Raw genomic sequence first — 23813 nt, 5'->3', positions numbered from 1 at the left:
ATTTTGAATTTTGAATTTTGAATTGATTCATGGTTCATCCCGAATTAAATGAGCGATGACAATGGTAATCTTCTTATAGGTTGAACTTGCAATATTTTGCCAACCTCGAATCATTTTCCTGAGATTTAGAAAGGGTTTCTGCCGATCTTCTCTAAAACCTGTTTGTTTGACAAAGGGATGAACAGCAGTAGGAATCTTCCCAGTTCGGTGAAGATAAAATTTCGGCATGATGATTAACTGAGTCAGAATTTAACAAAAATACACAGTAGTTATGCACGCAATATATAGTGGCGAGCGAGAGTTAGTGCAATATCTCGTCGAAAATTTTTCAGGTTTCAAAGCAAAAAAAATTACCTGAATACTAACAAAGTCATTACTAATGGAAATTTAATATTAATTACTTATTTCCTGGAAAGCCGCCATTTGTAGCGTTTTAATATGCACTGCTTTCAAAATATCAGACCTAGCGATCGTCATGTAATAAACCATCCGTACCTCGCAGATGTACAAAATTGACAAGTTAATTTCGGCGGGCATTCTGACTCACAAGGCAAGCCTTGATGACAGCTGCGGGACAGCGCCGGATTCACACCGGACTTTCCCCCTTACCTCTAGCGGCTGTTCCCCACTAGAACCGAGATTCCTTAGCATATTAACACAACTGTGATTTGCTTGCGTAAAAATCAACGGTCGATCTATACTGGAATTTGTCATTCATGAGAGATCGTTTAATTCTTTACTAAACCAAAGCTTGCCCTGAATTATTATTGGAGAATTGATAGCGTTGAGTTCAGATGTGCTTCAAGATGATGTTGCTGTCACAGTTGCCCGCGTGATTGCTTCTGCGAATAAACGTGCCCGCGAATTGAATGTTGATGTCATGCAAAGCATTATTAGCCTAACTCAACACTCTCAGGATGGTAGTTGGGTATGGCGAGTGAACTATGGAGCGAAAGATTATACTGGACGGCGGGGTGGAGATTTGATGATTGAGGTTAATCCGGAGGATGCCAGCATCCAGAGAGTCCTTTGGGGTCAATGAGCTTGCGATCCAATTTACAGAGAGTGGATTGGTCACTATTGACAAGCCAACGAGGACGAGGCGGATTTAACCAAACATCAATCATATTGTTTTTGTTTCGATAACTGAGGGGATGGCGGATGAAATTCTGTCCATAATGAGCAGACCTGTTCGTAACATTGGGGTGGGGTGGGGAGTAAATTTTTCAGGTAGAAAAAAGTGACCTGGTTGAAAGACTCCAGTAAGAACACGGCATCAGTTGCAGGATTATAAGTATCCACTGCTTCTAGAATGTGAGCATTCATAAAGCGATGACGTAGAATCACAGTGTCAGGAGCCGCTAACCAGGCATTTAAGAACGCGGCTAAACAAGAACGCGGCACAAAATGGGTTTTGAAGCTCTCCCCTGCAATTCCGATAACAGGAGAGTTGGTGCTACAAATGATAGCACCGCGCTCGCCGCCTAAATACCCAATCCAGGCATTGTAACCGATCGCTAACAAATTTGTGGCAATAAAGTCTTGCTGCCAGTCCGAAGTATCAGGGGCTTCACGCATAAGTCTCTTCTCTAAGCGGTTAAATCAGGATAAAATTCTGCCCAACGTTGTTGCACCTGTTTGTAACATTCAGCAGGAGAAATTGCTAGGTTTTGCAGCAGGTTGATATCTACTGCACCATTGCCAACGAGCAGAATCACCATCTCTTGGGTGGGATCGTAGGTGGCGATCGCTTTGTGCAGTGCGGTTACAGCATCTTTCTCCAGTTCAAGTGCTTGCAGATACAAAGTTACCTGCGCTTGAGGAATGAATGCCCGATTGAAACTTACTGTATCGACACTCCAATCAATGGCGGTAGGGATTGCATCTACGACATCACAAACTACCATGCCCTTTCCCGCATTCAAATAACCATTCCAAGCGGTGTATCCGATGGTCAAAATATTATGGTGAATAAATCGGTTCTGCCAGTAACCGAAGTATCCTTGCCAGAATTCATTTCGCATTTGCATGAGACATCAATCCTGTACATAGTCTTGTCCTGTCACCAATGCCAATTCTGCTCGCATAAACTCACGTCCCAAGTAAGCAGCACGATCCAATCGGCTCACAAGACAGGGTTTTGTTGACTCAAACAGTTGAATGCAAATTTCGTACTTCGGTTCTTCCTGTAAAGAGGGTAGTTGGTTGTCGTTCCACTTTGACATTTGCACCGAATGGCTTTCCGGTTTCTGGATCGACAGCCAATCCTTGCTCATTAACTTCATTAGTAAAATGTTTCGCACAAATTAAGCCTGCTTCCCGATCTAAGTAGATAATGAAGTAACCTGCCGGATCGAGTTCTAAAAATCGTTTGGATAGTTTGTCATCAATTGCTGCGATCGTTTCTACTGTCGTTATCATCATTTTTCAACTCCAAAACAAAAAGCACCGCTCCAAAATACACAGAGAGGTCGGAAGCTCAAGAAGCTTTTGCTCAAAACTTTTCCTATCAGAAACGCTACACGAACGGAGAACACACAGAGGAATCGTGTAGATAATGAGACCTGATTATTGAACTCAAGAAGAAGTAAGAGAGCAAAAGTCTTAAAGCACTCAAGAGACTAATTGGGGCTACTTTTACAGGCAATAACGCAAGAATGGTTACAAGCACTCATGCATTCAACTCCCTGAACTGAGAATTTATTTCGCAATTCCCAGTTGAATGCAAGTTCCTGAAGTTGCTGCAGTAGTTGTTGACCACCGCTTTCACCAATTTGCTTGCCATCTTGCCGGATGCTAGCACAAGTTGTGCAAACAAATAAAGTATGCTGTTTGTTAATCATTGATTTTGAAGTCTGTAGGAGGAAATCCAAACCGCAGATATCATCCATCGTTGCTAACGCTGAACTCCTATCTTGCTGACTGTACAGTATCCTTATTACGAATTTGTAGCAGCAATTGACTAGTAGTACAGACACTTATGTCTAGAAAAACTAGAACGAATGACACCATTAGCTCGGAGCGTAATTTGTACCGTAAAATAAACTTCTATCGTTTCCTAGTTAGCCGTAACTTGAAGTGTATCTTTGGCGCTATGAAGAAATAAAACCAAGCGAACGTGAAAATACTTATAGTAGCGTTCATCTATAACCTCGTAGATTGAAGCAGAAGTTAACTAGTCGGCGGGCATTCTGACTCACAAGGCTTGCCTTGATTACAGCTGCGGGACAGCGCCGGATTTACACCGGACTTTCCCCATTACTTCTAGTGGCTGTTCCCCACTAGAACCGAATCATTTTTTAAATTCTATCACAGTTTTGTAGTTTACGAACTAGCTCTAGCTGCCCGGAGTAAAGAGACTTCATATTGATTAAATGTTGAATCCGCGCTCACAAGAGTCATTTCTTCTACCTGAGCTTGTGCAATCAGCATTCTGTCAAAAGGATCGCGATGATGTAAAGGTAATGCAGCTACCCGCAAAGCATGCGAAGCGGTGATCTCTAACGATCTAGCTCCTAGTTGAGTCATACGAGTAGATACATAATCATCTATTTGTTCTGGCAGTGGCAACTTACCGATTGAAACCTTAATTCCCATCTCCCAAAGACTGGCAACAGAGAACCAGACTTCATTGGTTTCATCCGCAATCTGTTCAATCACGTTCTCATTCAGCTTTTCTGGTTGAGCAAACCACCATAACCAGCATTGAGTATCCAATAAAAGTCTCACTCTACACCAACCTCAAATGCCGCTAGTATATCTTCTGGTAAAGGAGCATTAAAGTCATCTGGTACGATAAACAGTCCCCGGTCTTTTCCCAAACTAGATCGTCGATCTAACGATGTCCGAAATGGAACAAGCTTTGCAATTGGAATACCCCGGTTTGAAATAACAATTTCTTCTCCAAGCTCTACACGGGACAGTAGCCGAGAGAGGTTTGTTTTAGCCTGATGGATATTTACAGTTTCCATAATCTTAAAAAACTAAGTCTCTAAACTAAGTCTAGTTTAGTTGTGGCAATTCTGCAAGGTCAGATTAGTTTAGAATCATGAGCAACTGTCTATTAGGTATCACACATGACTGAGCGATTTGAGCAGGCGATCGCCTGATTAAAAACTTTACCAACCGATGAGCAGGACGCGATGTAATTTAATTCAGTCTTAGAACAATTGAACTATAAGCAGTAAATAGGAACCTGGGTGGGATGTTACCTGTCTTTAAACGCATTGTTAGCGTCTAAAATCTTTCAAATTCTATGACCCGTCGTGATTTTATAGTTTTGTTTGGTGTAGCTTGGGTGGCAAATAATTCATCCTTATGTTTGTTCGTTGCAACCAATCACCATAGCTTATTAAATTCTAAGGAACCGTAATTTGCCAAGCGTGTTCCCACCTAAGAGCTTGTTTTTTAAGAAATGTTATGAGAGCATTTACTGCAACTGCGCGACAAAAAATCTCAGCGCTATCCGACATCAGACTTAATGAAAAGCAGCAGGAAAAGACTTAATAACATTATGGACTTTCTATCTTAACTCAAAACTTCCTAAATTCTGTATAAAGTGATTTAGGGAATCGATTCTCCTATCAAAACTTAAGAGAGGAGTGGGGGAGGAGGTAAATGCTTAGAGGTGTAGCGATCGCACTAACCGGAAATAGAAATCTGTATACCTTTATATAAAGAGAAAATCGGCATTTACTAATTACCAACCTAACGCAGTAGAAATAATGGGCAATTTCAATTTAAATATCTCTTTTATTTCATTAGCACCTAAGAAATGTTCTAGTTGTGTTCCAGATTCTTTATTAGCTCGTATTTCTAAATAATGAATCCAACTACGAATAGTACCGTTCATATATAATCTTGTACTGCTAGCCATTGGTAATATGCGTCGAGCACACTCTTTAGCTATACCTTTATCTAAAGCTTGTTTATATATTTGAAAGCTAAGTTCATTTAATTGTTTACTATTTTCCTCTCACCATTCAATTGCTTCTTCACTTAAATCATCTATACTGTTCTGACGTTTGTATTTCTACACACATATTACCCATCTCAAATATAGACCAGTGCTTATTTTTAATACAATAAGTAAGTAGTTTAGACACTTCTGGATTATGTTGATTTCTAGGGTTACTTACTCTAGCACAATAACTAATTATGTTTTCAATCTCAGGTGCGATTCAAATTAATTTAGCTGTCATATCTCGATATCGTTGCCAAAAAAAGAGGATAAAGAGACAGGGCAGATGTAGTAAGAATTATGGTCTCTTACAACGAGAATATAAAAACTACAAGCAGCCCATGCCAGATATACTAGCACTGTTGCAATGCCTACTACCACAAATAAAGGCAAGCCTTGATTACAGCTGCGGGACAGCGGCGGATTTACACCGGACTCTCCCCATTACTTCTAGTGGCTGTTCCCCACTAGAACTGAATCATTTTTTAAATCCTATCACAGTTTTGTAGTTTACTACCATGTAGAGTTTTTACTTTAGTGGAACGACTAATTAAATCGTCAAGGTCTTGAGGTGCAGAAATCTTTCACGAGTGTACCCACTCATACAGTTCCAGACTCTCTGGCGCACAGCTTTGGCAGCCGCCGCATTGTTTTCCTGCCAATTTACGCACACGCCCTTTGCGAATCAGCACATTGAGCATTTCTCGCAGGGCATCCGCGTCAGTTTGAAACTGACGGGCGAGTTCTTCGAGAGAGGTTTGGGGATGGGTGCGGAGGTAGGTTTGTAGTTGTTGCAGAATCATGAGTTTATCGATTTACTAATACTTTCTTCGGAGTTGAACTCTGCGACGGAATGCGGCGGCGATCGCTGAACAATTTCAATCCCACTAGGACGGCGATCGCGAATAAGACTAGACCAACCAACCAGGCGATCGTGCTACCGGGATGCTGGTTAAATGTCACGAACTGGTAGTAGAACACAGCTACCCAGTACGCCAGTCCCGTTGTCCAAGCTGCGACGAAGGTAGTCCAGCCCAAGTTAGTTTCTCGGTAGACAGCAGCCGTTGCCGAGACACAAGGGAAGTAGAGCAGCACGAAGAGCAGAAAGGCGATCGCCGCAGTGGTACTGCCAAATCGCGTTGCCATCTGTCCAAAAGTCGTGTAGTGAATTTCCTGTGCTTCCGCCGCCGCCTTTTGATCGCCAGTCTCGTTGAGAATGCTAAGTCCGATCGGGTCTAGCACTTGATTTGTCAAGTCTGCCAGGTTTTTGGGAATGCTGGCGAAGGCTGTCCCAATACCGCCCCAAAAATCAAAGGGTTCTGACTCCTCGTTGGCTCCGGAAGCCTGCTCTGCCAGTTGGGTATAAAGGGAATCCATCGTGCCGACCATAACTTCCTTGGCAAACACTCCCGTCATTAACCCCACCGTTGCTGGCCAATTTTCCTGCTGAATCCCCATTGGGGAGAAGACGGGGGTGATGGTGCGACTGAAGGCACTGAGAATCGAATCCTGACTATTCTGTTTACCAAAGGAACCATCGGTGCCGACCGAGTTTAGTAACCCCAAAATCACCACAATCACCACAATCATGCGTCCGGCTTTGGTAATGAACGCTTTAAGCCGATCCCAGGCACGAATCAACACCCCTTTAATTCTGGGAATGTGGTACGGCGGCAATTCCATCACAAACGGGGCGGTGTCTCCCCGAAATAGAGTCCGTTTCATCACCAGTCCGGTAAAGATGGCTGCCAAGATGCCCAGCATATAAAGCAAGAAAACGATATTTTGTCCGTTGGTAGGAAAGAAAGCGGCGCAAAACAGAGCATATACCGGCAGACGGGCACCGCAGGACATGAACGGATTCATCAGAATCGTCATCAGGCGATCGCGACGATTTTCCAGTGTCCGAGTTGCCATGATGCCTGGGATATTACAGCCAAACCCCACCATCATCGGCACAAAGGATTTACCGGGAAGCCCGACAAACCGCATCAGCCGATCCATGACAAACGCTGCTCGTGCTAAGTAACCTGAGTCTTCCAGAATCGCCAGAAAAATGAATAGCAAGCCTATCTGAGGAATAAAGGTAGAAGTGGTTTTAATCCCGCCACCAACACCATCTGCCAGTAATCCAATCAACCATCCGGGAGCATTCATCTGTTGAAGCAAATGTGCCGTTCCATCCACAAAGATGGTTCCCACGCCAATATCAAAGAAATCAATAAAGGCTCCTCCCACGTTGATCGACACCAGAAACATCAGATACATCACTACCAAAAAGATCGGAATCCCCAGCCAACGGTTTAGCACCACTCGATCGATGCGATCGGACAGGGTTTGTCTGACCAAATGAGTTCGTTCGGTTACACCCTGAATGATATGCCGAATCCAGGTGTAGCGACTGTCGGCGATCGAGAGATCGGTATCTTCTCCCAGTGTTTGATGAATGCGGTGACGATGCTCGGCAATCCGTCGGAGTGTATCTTGTCCCAAATCCGGGAGTTGGCGATCGTCATACTGCAATAGATTCAATGCAAACCAGCGGACATGGGCGGGATTGACCCGTGCTTTCAGCGATGGTATTAAATCGGTCAGTGCTTCCTCAATCACCGGGGGATAGGCGACGTAGGTGTTGGGGATTGTGGGGTGCGTCAAAGCTCGATCCACCGCTTCCTTTAACTGCGGCACCCCTTTTCCAGTATGAGCACTCAGGGGAATCACTGGACATCCCAACCGTTGGGACAATAGCCCTGAATCGATGCGAATTTCCCGTTTTGCTGCCAAATCCATCATGTTGAGGGCAACGATCATCGGTACACCCATCTCCAGAATCTGGGTGGTGAGATAGAGATTCCGCTCCAGGTTAGAGGCATCCACGATGTTGACAATTATATCCGCCTCACCAGACAGCAAGTAATCCCTTGCTACCAGTTCATCCAAGCCCGTCGTGGTGTCTTCCGCATCCATTGAGTAAACACCGGGCAAATCCACTACGGTAATTTGTTGACCGTGAGCGCGATAGCTGCCTTCTTTCCGTTCCACCGTTACACCGGGCCAGTTCCCCACGCGCTGATTGGCTCCTGTTAAGGAATTAAACAGCGTGGTTTTGCCGCAGTTGGGATTGCCCACTAATCCTATCGTCGATTGTGTCATGACTCTGCTCCTGTAACGGGCGTAACTATCAGGGCATCAGCTTCATCTTTTCGCAGACTCAGGTGAAAGTCGCGCACGACAATTTCCGTCGGATCGCCCAGTGGGGCATGGCGCGTGACCCGCAATTCTGTACCAGGTGTTAGCCCCATCGCCAGTAACTTGCGCCTATATTCTCGTGTGGTCGGTGCGTAGCCAACAACCCGTAACACCGAGCCGATCGCCGCATCGCGTAGTTTGACAGTAGATACTTGCGGGGGAGTTTGCATAGTTGTCATTCCTGGTGTAGGGTTACTTAGACGCTTATTTAACGCTTGTGCTGTATCAATCACCTGAATCCCTTGCGCCATTTCTGCGTCCAAGCCTAATCGTTGGTCTTGTAGAGCTACAATCACCGAACCACTGGCGGTGCAACTTATCACCTCTAGGAGCGCATTTGGCATCAAGCCCATTCCCATCAGGCGGTTATTGTATTCGCCACAGTTGAGGGAAACGATACGAACGCGAGCGCCCACCTGCATTGTAGACAGGGGAAACACTCTAGCTTCGCCAGTATTCTCTAGCGCGTCTGGGGACAAGTCTGCTTGAGCAGAGATCCAAGAATTGACCTGATTGTCTCCACTATTCATGGACTTTTTCCCCACTAGCGATAAATGCACTTAAGAATTTTTCTCGATTATTTTACTCAAAATTTTGTTCTTTGGCAATACCCTAGCCAATTTTCAAAGCAATACTCGTGAATAAATTTCGTTAGTTCTCCCAAACACTTTCAATGAAATGCTTTTGGGCGTTTTTCTCGCATCTAATACGAAGCTGTCAAAGATAGTATCTTTACAATTCGTATAATTTGAACCTAGCTTTTCATAAAGCCGCTTGGAGTTCACTGGCGATATACACAGTATCGGGATGTATCTTACCATCAAGTCGGTCACGAACAAGCGGCAATTACAGACTTACAAAAGGCAGTTGCATACCTTTCTCAACAGAAAGAAACTACAACCTATCAAAAAACTTTAGGGTTAGTGAAAAATTTACAGTAACAACTTTCATCCCAATACTGCGTAGGTTAAGCATAAAAACACGCAATTACGTAGGTTGGGTTGAGGAACGAAACCCAACATTTATCGGCATTTGTTGGGTTTCGCACACGGGTTTACCCCTACTACAATTTCTCTCAGCCCTTGCAGTATTGACTTTCATCCTTATCAGAAATTGCTTTTATTGGAAAGTGGTAACTTTTTTCCATCTCCACAAATTGAGGAATTTTAGCTATGAAACGGAATCACCAGTAATGGTAAAAGCGTCAAAATTAACCATACCCAATACCAAAGTTTTGGCTTTCTCATAGAATCTGGTTGCTGTAAAAGTGTATCTATTCTCTGCGTAACATGATTAGTTGAGACATTTTGGGTAAAGGCTGCACAAAAATTTACTGATTGTAAAAGTGGAGTATTGACAACCAAGAGTAAAGCCTCTGCCAATAACAGACTATCAACTTTTCTAGTTGCCCAATGGTCAGCTCGTATTTCTCTTAAAAGTAATAATTCTTGCCATAAAGATTCAGTGTTAGGTAGCCAAAAGGCTAACTGACGTAGCCACCCCAACAAGAAAAACCAACAGGTATCGCGGTAGTGGTGATGTCCATCCTCATGGGCTAGCACAGCTTTGATGTGGATAGCATCTAAAATATCTAGTAATCCCTGAGTGATGATTAATTCAGGTTCCCAGAAACCAACCAAAGCACAATAAACAACAGGCACATCTAATAACCGTACTGGTGTACCGCAGATATAAGCTGTAGGATAAGTACGAATTTGTTTTAGCGTCTGGTTTCCTTCCCAGGCTAATTTTAGCCATAAGACGCCTGCAAATCCTAAGAAACTGATAGCAAGTCCGTAACTAACCCAACCTTCCCATCCCCAAACCATATGTCCATCGTCTTTGGTCAGATTGAAGCAGGTTTAGCCGCACCTTACAATGCAGTTGAACCAGTCCTCAACTTACATACTCTGATTGGCTGGTCACTTTCAGGAATCATCGCCGCAATTACAGGTTGGCGTTATGTGATTCGGTTACGCAATCCAGAAAAAGTACCAGTTCCTTATCTGGGAGTAGGACTACTTTTAACTTGTTTAGTGTTGTTCCAAGTGTATTTGGGAGATGAATTGGTCTGGGTGTATGGACTGCATACAGTACAAGTTGTAGAAGCTGTGAAGGCGGGTGTTTTGCGATGAATGCCCAACTCATTGAGCAAATTAGGTCACAATTAGGCGCAAACGGACTACCTTACGCTATTCCCATTCATCCCAACTTAGTCCATCTCACCTTGGGTTTGTTTATCATCGCCATTGCCTTTGATGTTGTTGGTGTACTCTTTCCTCTAGAAAAACCAGTCTTCAAATTTTTGGCAATTCCCGCTACTCGCGCCGGCTTCTTTGATGTTGGTTGGTACAATATGCTGGCTTCAGCCATCATCACCTTTTTGACGGTAGCGGCAGGTTTTTACGAAATCATGTTGGCAGAAGTACCAACAGATTTAAAAAGTGCTTGGGGATTACAAGCGATGGAAACAATGCTGTGGCATGGTGTTGGTGGTGTTCTTTTATTAGCACTAATTATTGGAATGACTGTATGGAGAGGATTTCAGCGGTATGTATGGCGAAAAGATAGCAGCCAACAAGTGCAATGGAGTTATCTTGCGGCTGGGTTTTTCATCATGTTTATTATGTTCGTTCACGGCACATTAGGAGCGCAACTGGCAGCAGAGTTTGGCGTACATAATACTGCTGACCAATTACTGAGATTGGGTAAAGACATTAACGCACTATTAAAGTAAATGAAAATTCGCAATATTTTGATTTTAATTGGCTGTGCGATCGCCCTGACAGCTGCTAGCCTCTGGATGGGACAGCAAGCCTATTCCTGGTTACCCCCACAAGCTGCTGCTGAATCCAAACTCGTAGATGAACTATTTAGTTTTTTAGTCACCTTAGGAACTTTTATTTTCCTGGGAGTAACTGGAACAGTCATGTATTCAGTTATTTTCCATCGTGCAGGTAAGTATGACACCAGCGATGGCCCTCCAATAGAAGGCAATATTACCTTAGAAGTCGTTTGGACAACAATTCCCATTTTGTTAGTCCTATGGATTGCCACATACAGTTACAACATCTATGCAGAAATGTCGATTCAAGGGCCAAGAAGATTTACCTGAGCCGAAAAATCGAGTGCGGGTAGTAAGTAATAAGTTGTATTTGGATTATACGCCCAATAATATTGAGGCACACGATCGCCTGATTTATCGTTGGACTAATATCCTCAAAGCTGTAGACCGCACTTCGGAAAACCCAGTGTTTCGTCGCGGGATTTATCCCCATAGTGATAGACCTATTCAAGTGGTGGCGAATCAGTGCGGTACTTGTCGGTTTGGGGAAGATGCAGCTAAATCCGTGCTTGACCTCGATTGTCGCACCCATGATGTGAATAATCTCTATGTTGTTGATGGTAGTTTCTTCCCGTCTAACTCTGGGGTGAGTCCGGCTTTAACTATTATTGCCAATGCGTTGCGGGTTGGCGATCGCTTGATTCAACGCTTGCATTAAGGAACTTCCAAAAAATCAAACATACCGCCTTCCGCATCATGAGCAATATCGGCTTTTTCTAGCCACCTAGTACGCCAGTCCTTTCGCTCGCGTGGTTTCTCCCCTCAAACTTTACAGGTTCTTACCATTATTCATCGAGAATCTGTAAACTTTATGACTTTGAGAAAAACTGCTGGACAGATTTTGATGGGAACCCAATCTCTGAGCCTATCCCCATCTCTTTTTCTAGGATTCCAAACACAGCCCTTCCTGATTAAGCTAAGCTAATAGACAACTGCTTTTTTATAAGCCTATGCCGCTCTCCGAATTACTGCCTGCTGTCGATCAATTATCTCACCAAGATAAGCTCCGCCTCATCCATTTCCTGCTGCTTGCAGTCGCTAAGGAAGAGGGGTGCGAGCTAGAGTCGGTCATCAGCACCCCGCAGCAAGAAGGCCATGAGCTTGAGCCAGCCGTTGATCCCGCCTCAGAAAACTTACTGCTAAAGCAGTTGGCATCTACTGAGGCAGTGGTATGGTCGCCTTACGAGGCTCATGAAGCTGCCCAAAAACTTTCAGATCTTTTAGTAGCAACAAGGCAAGAAGGCAATGCTTGATGGCAAGCGGTTTCCTTTCATTGAGCGAACTAACAGCCTTGGTCTATCCAGCACGTTGCCGTATCTCCCGACTACACTGACCTACAGAGATCGCTCTATCGAGGCTATGGCTCTGTTGGACACTGGTCCCGGATTTCTCACAAGTGAGAAAAAAAGGCAATGTACTAATGTCTTGGCTTTGAACGAATTTCTCCCAAATGGTCTTAATATCTCTTTAGTAAGTACGTAAGACAATAATTTTCAGCCTTAATTTCCGAAAATGCAGCTATCTCGGCTCAACCTCTATACAACCTCATCGCTTTACTCCTCAAGTCTTCCTCCCTGGACAAGCGTTTCCCGAATTCGCCAACAGTATCTACGTTATATCTACGCCTTTCCAAAGGTTAGTACGATCCAATCAACTCTTTTACTCGTCAAATCGCTTTCTATAGGTGTCGAATAGTTCACTAATCTTCTTTGGTTCGGATACAAGTATTCCCCGTTCATCACGGAATGTGCGATCGCTCGCGCCTCGGAAAGATAGCCAGTTAAAACTTGTGGTAACAGCAAATTGCGTATCAGAAATAAGAATTTTCGCATGGGTATCTCCCAAACGCTTTAGCTGGAAATTATTTCTGTACTGAATGGCCAATTGTTTTATTTTCTTCTCTGCTTCGATATCTTCTTTGTACTTTCTATCGTTATCGTCTTCTCCCAAACCATACCCAATATAAACTTGCACTCCCCGCTTAAGGAGATTTTCAAAATCTGCAAGAAATCGTTTATTTACAGAACTAGCTCGAATCCAAGGTGAGATAATCATTAAACATTCTTGAGTATCATGGAGAGATTGTTCCAGAAGCGGACGGTGTTCTGACATATCTAACCAACGCATGGTAACTGTAGCTAGGAGCGAATTTAGCTGTGTCCGAAGTTCTTCAATTTGTTTTTGTGCAGATTGAAGTTGCTGCACAAAAATAGCTTTTTCATCTTCATTTTCAGTTTGTTCAAGGTTATTTTTAACTTTCTCTATTTCAGCTACAATTTTTACTTGACTAGTATAAATTTCAGACTTAATAGAATCAATTTCTTCTAGTCGAGCTTGATTAACAAAATCACTTCCTAAAACTTCTTCAGCTAATTTCCTGGGTGAGCTTTCTTTTAGAGTTTCGACAATGCGAAGTTTTTTAATTCCATTAGAACGAGCAAAAGCAGCTTCATGCTTACTGGAAATTACATCATCAATTAAAAATGCCACCTGAACATCATCACTATCTTTAGCTTTATATATGAGTGCCAAAGCTTTTTCAAAAAATCTCTGCCTTTTTTCAATTGCTTTTAATGCTAGTAAGTCTTTCTCTTCTTTAAATCTGGCTTTACTAGCTCCCTCAATTTGACGAATAATTTCATCTACGTCTTTAAGTTTGATATCAGATAATTCTGGAGGTTTATTTGGAAACGGATCAATCTCTATAATGTCTTGCTCTCGTAAATCCTTGTGTTTTAAAAAGTATGAATTACTGCCATACCAGCGTGGATATCGTAATAATCCATCAAAATCTATATCAAATGTACGCTCTTCTGGAACAATAATTTTAGCTTCTTGGAGAGTTGTAATACCTTTTTTAGTCAATTTCCAAACTTGTAACCGAGAATCGTCAGGAGCTATAAGGTCAATATTTTCACTCATTCTTAAATTGACCATTGCATCTTTTAAAATTTGCTTTTCTATACCGAGAAAAGCACTAATATCTTTTTCTAAATTCAGCCCAGCATCAATAGCCTTTAAGACAAATTCCTCTATTGGTGGTATTGGTTTACGTAATTGTATTAAAGCTTCAATAGTTACTTTATAAACAGGTAAACCTACCTCTTTACAGGCTACTAAATCAAAACCTGTTCTATTGTAACGCAGCAGGTCGTTGGCTGAGAGAGAGATAAACTTGTCTAAATTCATAATTTTGTTTACCTATTTTATTTACTTACCATTCATCGCTTCCATTAAGCTACAACTTTCAGGATGGCGTTCAATGTAATCTAAGACTTGGTACAAAGGATTATTTTTTGAACTCCGACAAAAATGATGATCTCCCACAATCAACAAGCCAACTCTGCCTCTAGATAAAGCAACATTTAGTCGTGCTTCATCTCTAAGAAAACCTATTTCCCCTTTTTTGTTTGAACGAGTGATAGAATATACAGCTATATCAGCTTCACTTCCTTGAAATGCGTCAACTGTAGCGCATCTAATGGTTAATCTTTTCCAATTGTTTAATTCTGTATTAATTCCGCGACTCAGCAATTTTAATTGTGCTGAATAACCACTTAATACTGCCACACTGTAGGTTTTTTCTGCTGCTTCTGCCATTGTATTAATCTGGCGAAGCAGATTAATAATCGCTCTGGATTCACAGCTATTGTTATAACTGTAATTAACAAATTGCTCTTGATAATTTGGCAGATTAGAAGTTGTCAACCAAGTTACTGGTTGTGGTAAAACTTTAGCCAAATTTGCATCTATATCTTTTCTGGCACTTTTAAGTTCACCTTGATAAAAGCACTCACTGATTAGATTACCAATTGATTCAACCATCCGATGCTGAATTTTTAACATCTTACAACAACTATCAGGGAGTGTTGTTAGCAGTCTGTCAAATAAAGTTTCTTGGATGTCATCTTCAGTTAAATCATATTTATCTAAAAATTCTGGATTGCGGCTGACTTCATCTTGGAAGGGTGGAAGTTGTTGCGGATCACCCACAAGTATCCATCGCCGAGTTCTCGACATCGGGACTAATACTTCTGTTGCTGTAGCCTTTGATGCCTCATCAATAATGCAAAGGTCAAATTCTATATCCTGAATGTATTTAGCAATGCCAATACAAGTTCCTGCTACTACAGCAGAACGTTTGATTAGTGGATCGTTAAAATTGTCATTGCGACCAAAACAGTCAAACCACTCGGCTTGAATACTAATTAGTTGCTGTAACATTTTGGCATCTGGAGCATGAGGGTCAATCAACTGATTGCTCTTTTCTTCTAGTTGATTAGCGTTGAGTTTTAATAATTCCTCTTTAGCAATTCCTGTGATTTCTTGGAGACGCTGGGCTTTGGCTTTATGTTGCTCTCGTACTTGTTTTTGTTCTTCCCGCAATTCTTCAAGTTCACTTGTAAGACGCTGAAATTCATCTCTTTTATCTTTGGGGATTTTCTGTTTAGCTGGAAATTTGGGATTGTCTATGTCATGGTCTGTAGGGTAAATTTCATATAATTCTTCTTTGCGAGTTGTTGCTTCTGTTTTTAATTCATTAAGCTTTGTGAATAGAGCTTTTAGGTCTTGAAATAAAATAGCTTTTTCTAACTCTTGTTGAGAAACACCTCTTTTAGTAGACCACTCTGTTATAAAATTTTTACTGGTAGTTTCAGCCTGTTCTCTCCATTTCTCCATTTGTTCTTCTAATAACAGAGAGTGAATGTTTTCTGAAACCTGTTCATGATTACCAAGGCGTAACAATTTTAAGTCAAGGTTTTGGTCTTGAATCCGTTCTAGTGCATTATCCAATGCTACATGAGTTTGTGAACTCAACAGGATTCGTGCTTCTGGGTTTTGCAGAAGAGTTTGAATGATGATTTCTGTAATAAAGGTTGTCTTTCCTGTCCCTGGTGGCCCTTGAACCAAAAGAAAATCTTGTGTTGTTAATGCCGCTTCTACAACCTCCTTTTGTGATTCATTCAGAGATTGAAAACACTCTATATCTCTAGATATTTCTGGATGCTTGACTTCTTGAGGATTAACAAATAATTGACGCATATCAGACCGAACTGCACGGTCGAATCTAATTGCATCTAGCGCGTATTTTTGGCGATTTAATGCGGTTTCAGTGGCCCGAATATCAAAAACTAGCTCACCGGATTTTGGCAGTCTGTCTGGTTGTCCATGTTTCACATAGAGAATTAACTTGTCAATAGCTTCTTGGACTTCAACAACATCTCCTCCTAAAATACTAAATCCCTTTTTGTTAATAATATGTCGGGGTTGTCCTGCTATATCTTTATCTGGCATTTCTGAGATTTCAAAGATAAGATGCTTGCCATCACGAGTAAAATCGGTATATTTAATTGGCTGTTCTCGGCTTCTTTCCCAATCGGTTTTAGCTTGGAGAATATTAAACCAAGTCTGGAATAATCTTTGTTTTTCCGCTTCTAATTTTGTTTGTCGGAGGTTAGCTTCGTGTTCTTCAACTGCATTCTCCATGTCTATAATAACGTCTACGGCTTCAGACATGAAGAGTGGCCTACCAAACTTAAATTCGTATGGAGGCATCCAAGCTTGCTCTCGATTTCTTTCTAGCAAGGCACTAGAGAAAGTATTGGCATTAATAATATCAAGGTATTCTTTTCCTACCGCTACATGATATTTATAATTAACCCCAAAAATAGAATAGTGTTCTTCTCGAAATTCTTCTTCAGGAGAGTTGAAATTACGGTTACGGTAACGGCTGATGCCACAAGCTGTATTCAAATCCTCTAGAATAATTTTTTGAATTTCCGCTTCTGATGTTTGAAGTTCGTTATTAAGATTTTTCAAGGCGTTTCGAGTTAATATCAGATAACAAGCACGTTTTTTAGTTGACAGGATTTGCGATCGCCTTTCTTGGATAACATTAAGTTCTGTCAGTAGCACTTCTGCATTGTGTTGGCGTTCTGCTGGATCTGAGGAAACAGCACGTTCTATGACTTCGATAATTTCAGGTGGTGCATTAAATGCAGCCACCCCTTGAGGTATGGCATCATAATCATTAATCTCTACCTTTGTTAAGCACTTTAGTACCAGTACGCCAAAGCTGAAGACATCCCTGGTGTAAGGATAAGTGCCATCATCAGGTTCCGGTGGTGTGAAGGGACGAGATACAAACTCCCTTAGAGTAATGCTAGGTCGAAAGTAGCTTCTGAGCTTAGATATTCCAAAGTCGGCAAGTTTTGGTTTACCGTCGCTACTAATTAAAATATTATTGGGCTTGATATCTCGATGGCTGTAGTTGCGATTGTGAGAGAAAGCCAGAGCTTGTAATACAGGAAAAGCCACATTTTGCCAAAAAGAATCCCACTCATGTAATGGAGACTCTTTCAACAATTTTGCTAAGTCTTGTTCCATCCACTCTAAAACAAGGAAATATTTACCTGTACTTTCATCCTTGCCTAAGTCAAGAAGTTCTACGATTCCCTGATGCTTTAATTCTTTGAGTGCTTGGGTTTCACGTCTGAAGGACTCTTCTAAGATATCGCCTTCAAGCTGCCCATGTTTGAATACTTTCACCGCCACAAGTCGTTCTTCTTGTTCATAATCTCTTGCTCTATAGACATCAGCCATTCCACCAGCGCGCGGTTGTTGGGGAGATAGAGCATAGCGATTGTTGATCAAGCGAACCGACGGCATAACTTTAAAATCCGTAGAGTTTCTTTATTTGTAACATAGCTGTAAGGAACTGCAAACAAGAACGCTTCAAACCGCAAACAAGTCAAATGTCAGTGGGACGATAATATTGCCGTTTTTACGTGCTTACGCTTCCAATTGACTTTGGCAAAGTTCTACTTCCATTTTTTAGCACGTAATTACGTTACTGGAGTTTAGACTAAATACTGTACGTTTGCTCAGCTATTGAAGGGAGAGAGGAATTAAAGCCTTGTGGTTCAGTTCCTAAATTTGCTACACCTAAACAATGTGAAAGGTGGAGTGAGCTAATGCCTATAATCACTTGGGAACTATGGTTAGCTCGTGATACTGTACTCGATAATCCTCTCCTAAGAGCAAAAATCAATCGCACAACTCACCCCTGGAAGGGTTGTTTAGTCTATGGGAGGAGTTTTGGCGGCGATTGGATCTCCTGCAAGTTCTCCAAAACTCCGTGGAAAATCTCCTGGTTGGAAAACAGGAAAGCAGCGACAACGTAAAACCCGCTACCCAATTGTTAAAAAACGAACTTCTAAGCACCGAAAACAAACGGCTGAATCAGCTTAGTATTTATATCTCGTTCATTTTTTGGCGGAAGTTTATTTTACCCAGCATCGCTGGGCCATTTTTCATGTCTTAGTCTAAACTCCAGACACCATGAGATGTGGGAGAAACTCAGGAACTTTTGTGCTGCTGCTTGAGAGGAATTTGAAGCAGAACTTCTAGCTATCTCAATCCATAATGCTAAAAATAAGGTGTAGTCATACCAATCCTCCAGCGGACAGTACAATTCAACCACAAAGACTCCGGCGCGTGGGATGTCTTAGCGGTTTCTGGTTCAATAAAATCAAATACATAATCCCGAAATTTCTTAAAATACTTTAGCTGATGGTCTGATTTTATCGGTTAAGGAGCCTGTATTAACTTGTTGTGTTCTCCTGCTACCATTACTCCCATGGTGCTTTTGTTGTCAACAATTGTTGCAAATTCTCATTAGCCAAGGGTGGTGCATCCAAGAGTTAGACAAATTGCTATAACTACTCATCATCGACTATAAATAACCACATTGCCAAAGCTAGTATTCATGATTGACTTCTCAGAAATCCTCTCATTGCATAGCATCAGCTACCATTCTACTTGAACTGAATAATTAGTAAAAACAGCATCACAACTAATTAGCACAGAATTTTCTATATTAGCTTGAGCAATCAGTAATCGGTCAAAAGGATCTTTATGATAGAGGGGCAAACCGTCTAAAGCTAAAACATGAGCAACGGTTATTGGTAAGATTTCGATATAATTTTTTTGTTGACTAGCAATAATTTCACCTAAAGGTTTATTTAGTGTTAGTTTACCTAACTGGTGTTTAATTTGGATTTCCCAGAGACTTACAACACTTAATAACCTAATATTATTCTTATCTGCTAATAAGTCTAATGCTTGCTTAGAAAGTTTTGTTGGCTCGCTATCCCACCAAATAAAGGTATGTGTATCTAATAGTAAATTCATGAATTTTGCAACCAAAATTCATCGGATAAAGGTTGATCGAAATCATTACTCATTTCCATTGCACCTAAATTTAATCCAGGTAGAGGTTTTTTTTCTGATTCACTGATGACTTGAGCAACAGGATTAAGTAGAGTCAATCTAGCAACAGGAGTACTACCATTAGTAATGACTATTTCTTTGTCATCTTGAATCAAGGAGAGCAACTCACTAACACTGATTTGTAATTGTTGAAGATCGAGCGTTCTTGTTGACATAGCTATTGATATAAATATTTTGACCCTGATTTACAGCCTGAGAACTCGCATTACTGGTACTTAATATTTAAATTACCATTGTATCACATTTTTATCCCAATATGCAGTAACAACTGTTTGAAGAATTATTGAACTGTAACAAGTCCTCTATTTCAACTGATTAATCAAAAACTGAATGTCCGCGCTCCGCCTGTATAGCCACTAGCGATCGATGCACTTAAGTAAGCTAATTATTCCCTTCCCCTCTGCCCCTTGGTTACTGAGCCACTTGCCTTGAGCGAAGTCGAAAAGACCGAAGTGCTGCTCCTCCAATGAAAAAATATTTTCTACCAGATTTTTTAGAAACAATATTTAGTAGTTTATCAAAAATTTATGGTGAATTTTCTACCAATGTCAAACGACAGGTTGTCATCCTTAAATAGGACATCTTGTCAAACTAATAAATCTAGAAAAAAGTTAAAGAATGGCTAGATAAATCAGGAGCGAATGCATTCTTTGAAGAAGATACGTGTTAACTTTGATTAAGTGCTGTAGATCTGCACAGGAGAAGACCATGTTTGAGTATCTTCCACCTTTAAACTGCGACTACGATCCCAAGATGCCGTGCAAATCAAGATTGAAACAAATTCAGAGGTTAGTTCATGAATTTTCTATCGGACACCGTTGCTCTATCGCGGATGCAGTTTGCACTGACGGCGATTTTTCATATGCTATGGCCTGTTCTCACCACTGGGATGGGGATTTATCTGGCGCTCGTTGAAGGAATGTGGCTAAAAACACGCAATCCTGATTACTACCACCATGCTCGTTTCTGGGCCAAGCTATATGTGTTGAATTTCGGTATTGGTGTAGCATCTGGCTTACCAATGGAGTTTCAATTTGGTACGAACTGGGCCCCGTTTTCCGAAGCGGTAGGTGACTTTTTTGGCAGTATTTTAGGTTTTGAGGCTTCGATGGCATTCATGCTAGAAGCTGGATTTTTGGGGATTATGTTGTTTGGCTGGGAACGGGTAAACCCAGTGATTCACTATTTTGCCACGATTATGGTTGCCTTTGGCGCAAACCTATCTACCTTCTGGATTTTAGCGGCAAACTCTTGGTTGCAGACCCCAGCAGGCGGGGAAATGGTGAACGGGAAGTTTGTTGTTGATGATTACTTTCAGGCAATTTTAAATCCCTTCATGCTCAACAGCGTGTCGCATATGTTTTTGGCGACACTGGAAACTTCTCTATTTGTAATTGGGGGAATTAGCGCCTGGTATATTCTCAACCACCGTCATGAGGCCTTTTTTGCGCGATCGCTTAAAATTGTGTTAGCAACAGCGATCGCTGTCACCCCATTACAAATCTATGTCGGACACCTCAGCGCCGAACAGGTAGCTGATTATCAACCTACCAAACTCGCCGCGATGGAAGCCAAGTGGGAAACTACTCCAGCCGGACAGCCCGCGCCCTGGAGTGTAGTCGCATTACCCAATAACCAGACTGAGAAAAATGACTGGGAAATCTCAATTCCCAACGGCTTAGGCTACATTTTGGAATTCAAAAAAAATCTGTCTAAACCCGTTCTGGGATTGAAAGAGTGGAAACCTGAAGATCGCCCCCGGATGGTGGGTTTGATTTATTACGCCTTCCGCATCATGAGCGGTATCGGCTTTTTCTTGGCTGGATTGATGGGTATCAGTGTGATTCAATGGTTGCGGGGGAGGCTGTCACCAGAGGCGATCGCCCAGCAAAAATGGCTACTGCGAATCTGGATTTTGGCGGCTCCACTGGGCTACATTGCTGTGGAATCAGGCTGGATTGTGCGCTGTGTTGGACGGCAACCCTGGGTAGTTTATGGGAAAATTCGCACAGCAGATGGCGTTTCCCACCTACCAGCGACTGAGGTTTTAACATCCTTGCTAATTTTTGCGGGAATTTATACAGCCCTGTTTATTTGTGCCTTATTCTTTGGTAGTCGGATCGTTCGTCAAGGCCCCAATCTGGAGCTTCCGGTTCCAGGTATTGACACCCAACCAGCCGTAGAAACTACTCCGGCTGAATTTGTTCGAGATCAACGTCCTGTGGAAGCACAGCAGTAAAACAATTCAGTAATTGTATGGAGAATTTAGAACACTTTTTAGCACAGGTTTGGTTTATTATCTTGGCTCTGTTTTTGTTTCTCTACGTCATGTTAGACGGGTTCGATCTAGGCGTAGGTATCCTGTCGCTAACCAGTTCTAATGAGGAGCGACGGGACATTTTAATGACGAGTTTGGGTAATATTTGGGATGCCAATGAAACCTGGTTGGTGTTGATGGGGGGTGCATTATTTGGGGCATTTCCTCTTGCTTATGGCACCATTTTGAATGCGCTCTACATTCCTATTTTTGGCATGATCTTTGGCTTGATTTTTCGGGCTGTGGCCTTTGAGTTTCGAGAGCATTCTACCCACAAACTGTTTTGGAATGTGGCATTTGGAGTTGGGAGTTTCATGGCGGCGCTGTTTCAAGGATTTGCCTTGGGGAGCATTTTAGAAGGCATTACAGTGGATGAATCGGGTCACTTTATCGGCAGTATATGGGATTGGCTCGATTGGCGATCGCTCTTAGTTGCCTTGACATTGATCCAGGGTTATGTATTGATTGGCTCCACCTATCTCATCCTGAAAACTGAGGGAGAACTGCAAACATCTCATTACCGCACAGCAAAACTCGCTGCTTGGACAACGCTGTTGGGTGCAATTTTAATCACGATCGCCACCCCTGTTGTGTATGAAAATGCCAGAGCAAAGTTATTTCACCAGCCAGAAGTCTATCTATTTTCACTCATTCCAGTGCTAGGCGTGCTGCTGATTGGGTTATTGATTCAAAGCCTGAACCGCAAAGCAGAAACTACTCCCCTAGTTTGGACAGTGCTGCTTTTTCTGCTTACCTTTGTGGGCTTAGGATTAGTTGTTTTTCCCTATATCATCCCCCCTGGTATCACCATTTATCAAGCAGCCGCAGCACCTAGCGCGTTAGTGTTTATGATTATCTTCATTGGATTTCTGATTCCCATTATGTTGTTCTACAACATCTACAATTACATTGTCTTTCGAGGAAAAGTGATAGGTACACATTATGGAGAATAGGTAATACCAATTTAAGAAATAATTGTTGATTTTTGTCTAAAATCCCGGATGGTCAAGTTCCCGATTATATCCAGGAATATAAATGCTCTTAGCGATTCTCTATTTTGTGCGGGTGGATACAACAAAGGGGGCTTTCTTTGCCCCCTAAAAATCTCTACACAGTTGCTACCTTGGGTTGAGGTTTAGTGAATAACTCAGCTAAACGATGCGGTTGGCGATCGCACTTTCACACCCAACTTATTTGAAATTGTTTGAAGAAGTGGACCAAACGCAGCAGTACTGTGACCCAACCGATGATTTGGATATTACTTGGAAGTATCCAAAACAGTTGGGAGAGGGATGGGTACGAGAAATTCAGCTTCGAGAAGGGCTGTCTTTGCGGATTGAAAACATTCGACAGTATGACGATCTAATTGTGGAGTATCCTGAAGAAGAACGCCACTTGGGATATTTCTTTTTGACGTCAGGAGTTTCTGATTGGGATAACTTCTCATTTAGTGCTGGACAATATACTTTCTATGGGAATGGTTTAGCTCCCAAAGACTGCTGTGCCGCCTTCGCTGTGCAGCCGTTTTTCTCGGTCGAGGTGTTAATTCAGCCAGAAATCCTGCGCTCATTTATCGGTAACCTAACAGGGGAACTGCCCGCCGCACTGCAACACTTACTACGACCTTCCGATCGAGTATGTTATGGTCTTTGTAGCAATACAACCCCATTCATGCAAAGCGTGTTGCAGCAAATTTTACGCTGTCCCCTACCAGGGCTTTACCAAACGGGTGTATTTGGAAAGTAAAGCACTGGAACTGCTGGCGTTGTTGCTACACCAGGAAGTGGAAATTCAAACAGGTAATCGACCTAGCGATCGCTCATTTTTGGTAATTCTAATTTTTTAAACAGTCATCAGCTAAATGTTTGGGGCAATATCCTGATACACTGGAGCAGCAGCGTAAAGAGCGCGTCTCGTCTTGAAGCGATCTGCCCTTGGCACCAGCGAAGCTATCGCACGAGGGGGCATGAAAGCGCGATCGCTATTTGATAGAGTAGATGGATGCAGTTCGCCTCTTCAAACCTCAGATCAAATGTGTGCTGGGGTTTTGTTACAAAGCGTTTTGAAGGGGATACAGTGGGGGTGGATATGCCGTCATAGTTGTCATAAGCGCTATCGGTGAGAATTGGAAAGATATATGTTTGATTGTT

General features: G+C 42.1%; 20 protein-coding genes, 6 pseudogenes and 2 riboswitches. Of the genes and pseudogenes, 10 read left to right on the top strand and 16 right to left on the bottom strand.

The annotated features are described in order from the left end of the window. Positions 1-27: 27 nt before the first annotated feature. The gene (locus tag F7734_RS09230) at positions 28-228 is read right to left on the bottom strand and encodes a hypothetical protein (protein WP_155744384.1); all 201 of its coding nucleotides are present in this window, start codon (positions 226-228) and stop codon (positions 28-30) included. A gap of 282 nt (positions 229-510) precedes the next feature. Beyond that, positions 511-654: riboswitch (cobalamin riboswitch) on the bottom strand. 130 nt (positions 655-784) lie between these two features. Between F7734_RS09230 and F7734_RS09220 the strand changes: the two genes are divergently transcribed. Then, positions 785-1042, top strand: coding sequence for a hypothetical protein (locus F7734_RS09220; protein WP_155744382.1), 258 nt, complete (start codon positions 785-787; stop codon positions 1040-1042). Positions 1043-1119: 77 nt separating this feature from the next. Here the strand turns inward: F7734_RS09220 and F7734_RS09215 are convergent, their stop codons facing one another. The 11 genes and pseudogenes from F7734_RS09215 to F7734_RS09165 form a co-directional block, all read right to left on the bottom strand. After that, positions 1120-1578 (bottom strand): hypothetical protein, encoded by a 459-nt coding sequence (locus F7734_RS09215; protein ID WP_155744381.1) that lies wholly within the window; start codon positions 1576-1578, stop codon positions 1120-1122. An 11-nt stretch (positions 1579-1589) separates the two neighbouring features. Next, entirely contained in the window at positions 1590-2030 is a 441-nt protein-coding gene (locus tag F7734_RS09210) for a hypothetical protein (RefSeq protein ID WP_155744380.1), read from the bottom strand. A gap of 6 nt (positions 2031-2036) precedes the next feature. Continuing rightward, a pseudogene (locus F7734_RS09205) lies at positions 2037-2421 on the bottom strand (DUF4346 domain-containing protein). Between the two features lie 221 nt (positions 2422-2642). After that, positions 2643-2843: pseudogene (locus F7734_RS09200) on the bottom strand (DUF1636 family protein); the annotation flags it as partial. Positions 2844-3163: 320 nt separating this feature from the next. Then, positions 3164-3307, bottom strand: a riboswitch (cobalamin riboswitch). A 17-nt stretch (positions 3308-3324) separates the two neighbouring features. Then, on the bottom strand, positions 3325-3729 hold the full coding sequence (locus F7734_RS09195) for a type II toxin-antitoxin system VapC family toxin (RefSeq protein WP_166481808.1): 405 nt from the start codon (positions 3727-3729) through the stop codon (positions 3325-3327). After that, positions 3726-3971 (bottom strand): type II toxin-antitoxin system Phd/YefM family antitoxin, encoded by a 246-nt coding sequence (locus tag F7734_RS09190; protein WP_155744378.1) that lies wholly within the window; start codon positions 3969-3971, stop codon positions 3726-3728. The genes F7734_RS09195 and F7734_RS09190 overlap by 4 nt, the downstream gene beginning before the upstream one ends. 728 nt (positions 3972-4699) lie before the next feature. Further along, a pseudogene (locus F7734_RS61795) lies at positions 4700-4951 on the bottom strand (FAD-dependent thymidylate synthase); the annotation flags it as partial. A 593-nt stretch (positions 4952-5544) separates the two neighbouring features. Further along, positions 5545-5763 (bottom strand): FeoC-like transcriptional regulator, encoded by a 219-nt coding sequence (locus F7734_RS09180; protein ID WP_155744377.1) that lies wholly within the window; start codon positions 5761-5763, stop codon positions 5545-5547. Positions 5764-5767: 4 nt separating this feature from the next. Continuing rightward, positions 5768-8113 carry a Fe(2+) transporter permease subunit FeoB gene (feoB, locus tag F7734_RS09175; protein ID WP_155744376.1) on the bottom strand — a complete coding sequence of 782 codons (2346 nt, stop codon included), beginning with the start codon at positions 8111-8113 and terminating at the stop codon, positions 5768-5770. Further along, the gene (locus tag F7734_RS09170) at positions 8110-8739 is read right to left on the bottom strand and encodes a FeoA family protein (RefSeq protein ID WP_155744375.1); all 630 of its coding nucleotides are present in this window, start codon (positions 8737-8739) and stop codon (positions 8110-8112) included. Before F7734_RS09170 ends, feoB begins: the two co-directional genes overlap by 4 nt. A 636-nt stretch (positions 8740-9375) precedes the next feature. After that, positions 9376-10038, bottom strand: a complete 663-nt coding sequence (locus F7734_RS09165) for a M56 family metallopeptidase (RefSeq protein ID WP_155744374.1) — start codon at positions 10036-10038, stop codon at positions 9376-9378. Between F7734_RS09165 and F7734_RS09160 the strand changes: the two are divergent. The 5 genes and pseudogenes from F7734_RS09160 to F7734_RS09140 all read left to right on the top strand — a co-directional run. Beyond that, positions 10039-10344 (top strand): annotated as a pseudogene (locus F7734_RS09160) (DUF2231 domain-containing protein); the annotation flags it as partial. Next, the gene (locus F7734_RS09155; protein ID WP_155744372.1) at positions 10341-10946 is read left to right on the top strand and encodes a DUF2231 domain-containing protein; all 606 of its coding nucleotides are present in this window, start codon (positions 10341-10343) and stop codon (positions 10944-10946) included. The pseudogene F7734_RS09160 and the gene F7734_RS09155, both read left to right, overlap by 4 nt. Next, positions 10947-11309: pseudogene (locus tag F7734_RS09150) on the top strand (cytochrome c oxidase subunit II transmembrane domain-containing protein); the annotation flags it as partial. 1 nt (position 11310) lies between these two features. Further along, positions 11311-11712 (top strand): annotated as a pseudogene (locus tag F7734_RS09145) (GMC family oxidoreductase); the annotation flags it as partial. A gap of 292 nt (positions 11713-12004) precedes the next feature. Then, a complete protein-coding gene (locus F7734_RS09140) occupies positions 12005-12307 on the top strand; it encodes a hypothetical protein (RefSeq protein WP_155744371.1) in 303 nt (100 codons plus the stop codon). Between the two features lie 406 nt (positions 12308-12713). On the opposite strand, the gene F7734_RS09135 is transcribed toward F7734_RS09140, so the two are convergent. Both F7734_RS09135 and F7734_RS09130 read right to left on the bottom strand, forming a co-directional pair. After that, entirely contained in the window at positions 12714-14243 is a 1530-nt protein-coding gene (locus tag F7734_RS09135; RefSeq protein ID WP_155744370.1) for a phospholipase D-like domain-containing protein, read from the bottom strand. A gap of 21 nt (positions 14244-14264) precedes the next feature. Continuing rightward, entirely contained in the window at positions 14265-17723 is a 3459-nt protein-coding gene (locus tag F7734_RS09130) for an AAA domain-containing protein (protein WP_155744369.1), read from the bottom strand. Between the two features lie 305 nt (positions 17724-18028). Here F7734_RS09130 and F7734_RS63235 point away from each other — a divergent pair, with 305 nt between their 5' ends. Then, entirely contained in the window at positions 18029-18238 is a 210-nt protein-coding gene (locus F7734_RS63235) for a hypothetical protein (RefSeq protein ID WP_243146769.1), read from the top strand. 625 nt (positions 18239-18863) lie between these two features. Here F7734_RS63235 and F7734_RS09120 read toward each other — a convergent pair. Both F7734_RS09120 and F7734_RS09115 read right to left on the bottom strand, forming a co-directional pair. Further along, positions 18864-19247 (bottom strand): type II toxin-antitoxin system VapC family toxin, encoded by a 384-nt coding sequence (locus tag F7734_RS09120; RefSeq protein WP_155744368.1) that lies wholly within the window; start codon positions 19245-19247, stop codon positions 18864-18866. Continuing rightward, positions 19244-19501, bottom strand: coding sequence for a prevent-host-death protein (locus F7734_RS09115; protein ID WP_155744367.1), 258 nt, complete (start codon positions 19499-19501; stop codon positions 19244-19246). The genes F7734_RS09120 and F7734_RS09115 overlap by 4 nt, the downstream gene beginning before the upstream one ends. Before the next feature lie 641 nt (positions 19502-20142). On the opposite strand from F7734_RS09115, the gene F7734_RS09110 reads away from it, so the two are divergent. The 3 genes from F7734_RS09110 (at position 20143) to F7734_RS09100 (ending at position 23409) form a co-directional block, all read left to right on the top strand. After that, positions 20143-21585 carry a cytochrome ubiquinol oxidase subunit I gene (locus tag F7734_RS09110; RefSeq protein WP_155744366.1) on the top strand — a complete coding sequence of 481 codons (1443 nt, stop codon included), beginning with the start codon at positions 20143-20145 and terminating at the stop codon, positions 21583-21585. Positions 21586-21602: 17 nt separating this feature from the next. Then, complete coding sequence (gene cydB, locus F7734_RS09105; RefSeq protein ID WP_155744365.1) at positions 21603-22616, top strand: cytochrome d ubiquinol oxidase subunit II; 1014 nt, start codon at positions 21603-21605, stop codon at positions 22614-22616. Between the two features lie 205 nt (positions 22617-22821). Beyond that, positions 22822-23409 (top strand): hypothetical protein, encoded by a 588-nt coding sequence (locus tag F7734_RS09100; protein ID WP_155744364.1) that lies wholly within the window; start codon positions 22822-22824, stop codon positions 23407-23409. Positions 23410-23813: the final 404 nt, after the last annotated feature.

The sequence above is a fragment of the Scytonema sp. UIC 10036 genome, assembly GCF_009725235.1.
Note: the sequence above shows the minus strand (reverse complement) of the source record. Positions and strands in the feature narration are given on the sequence as shown.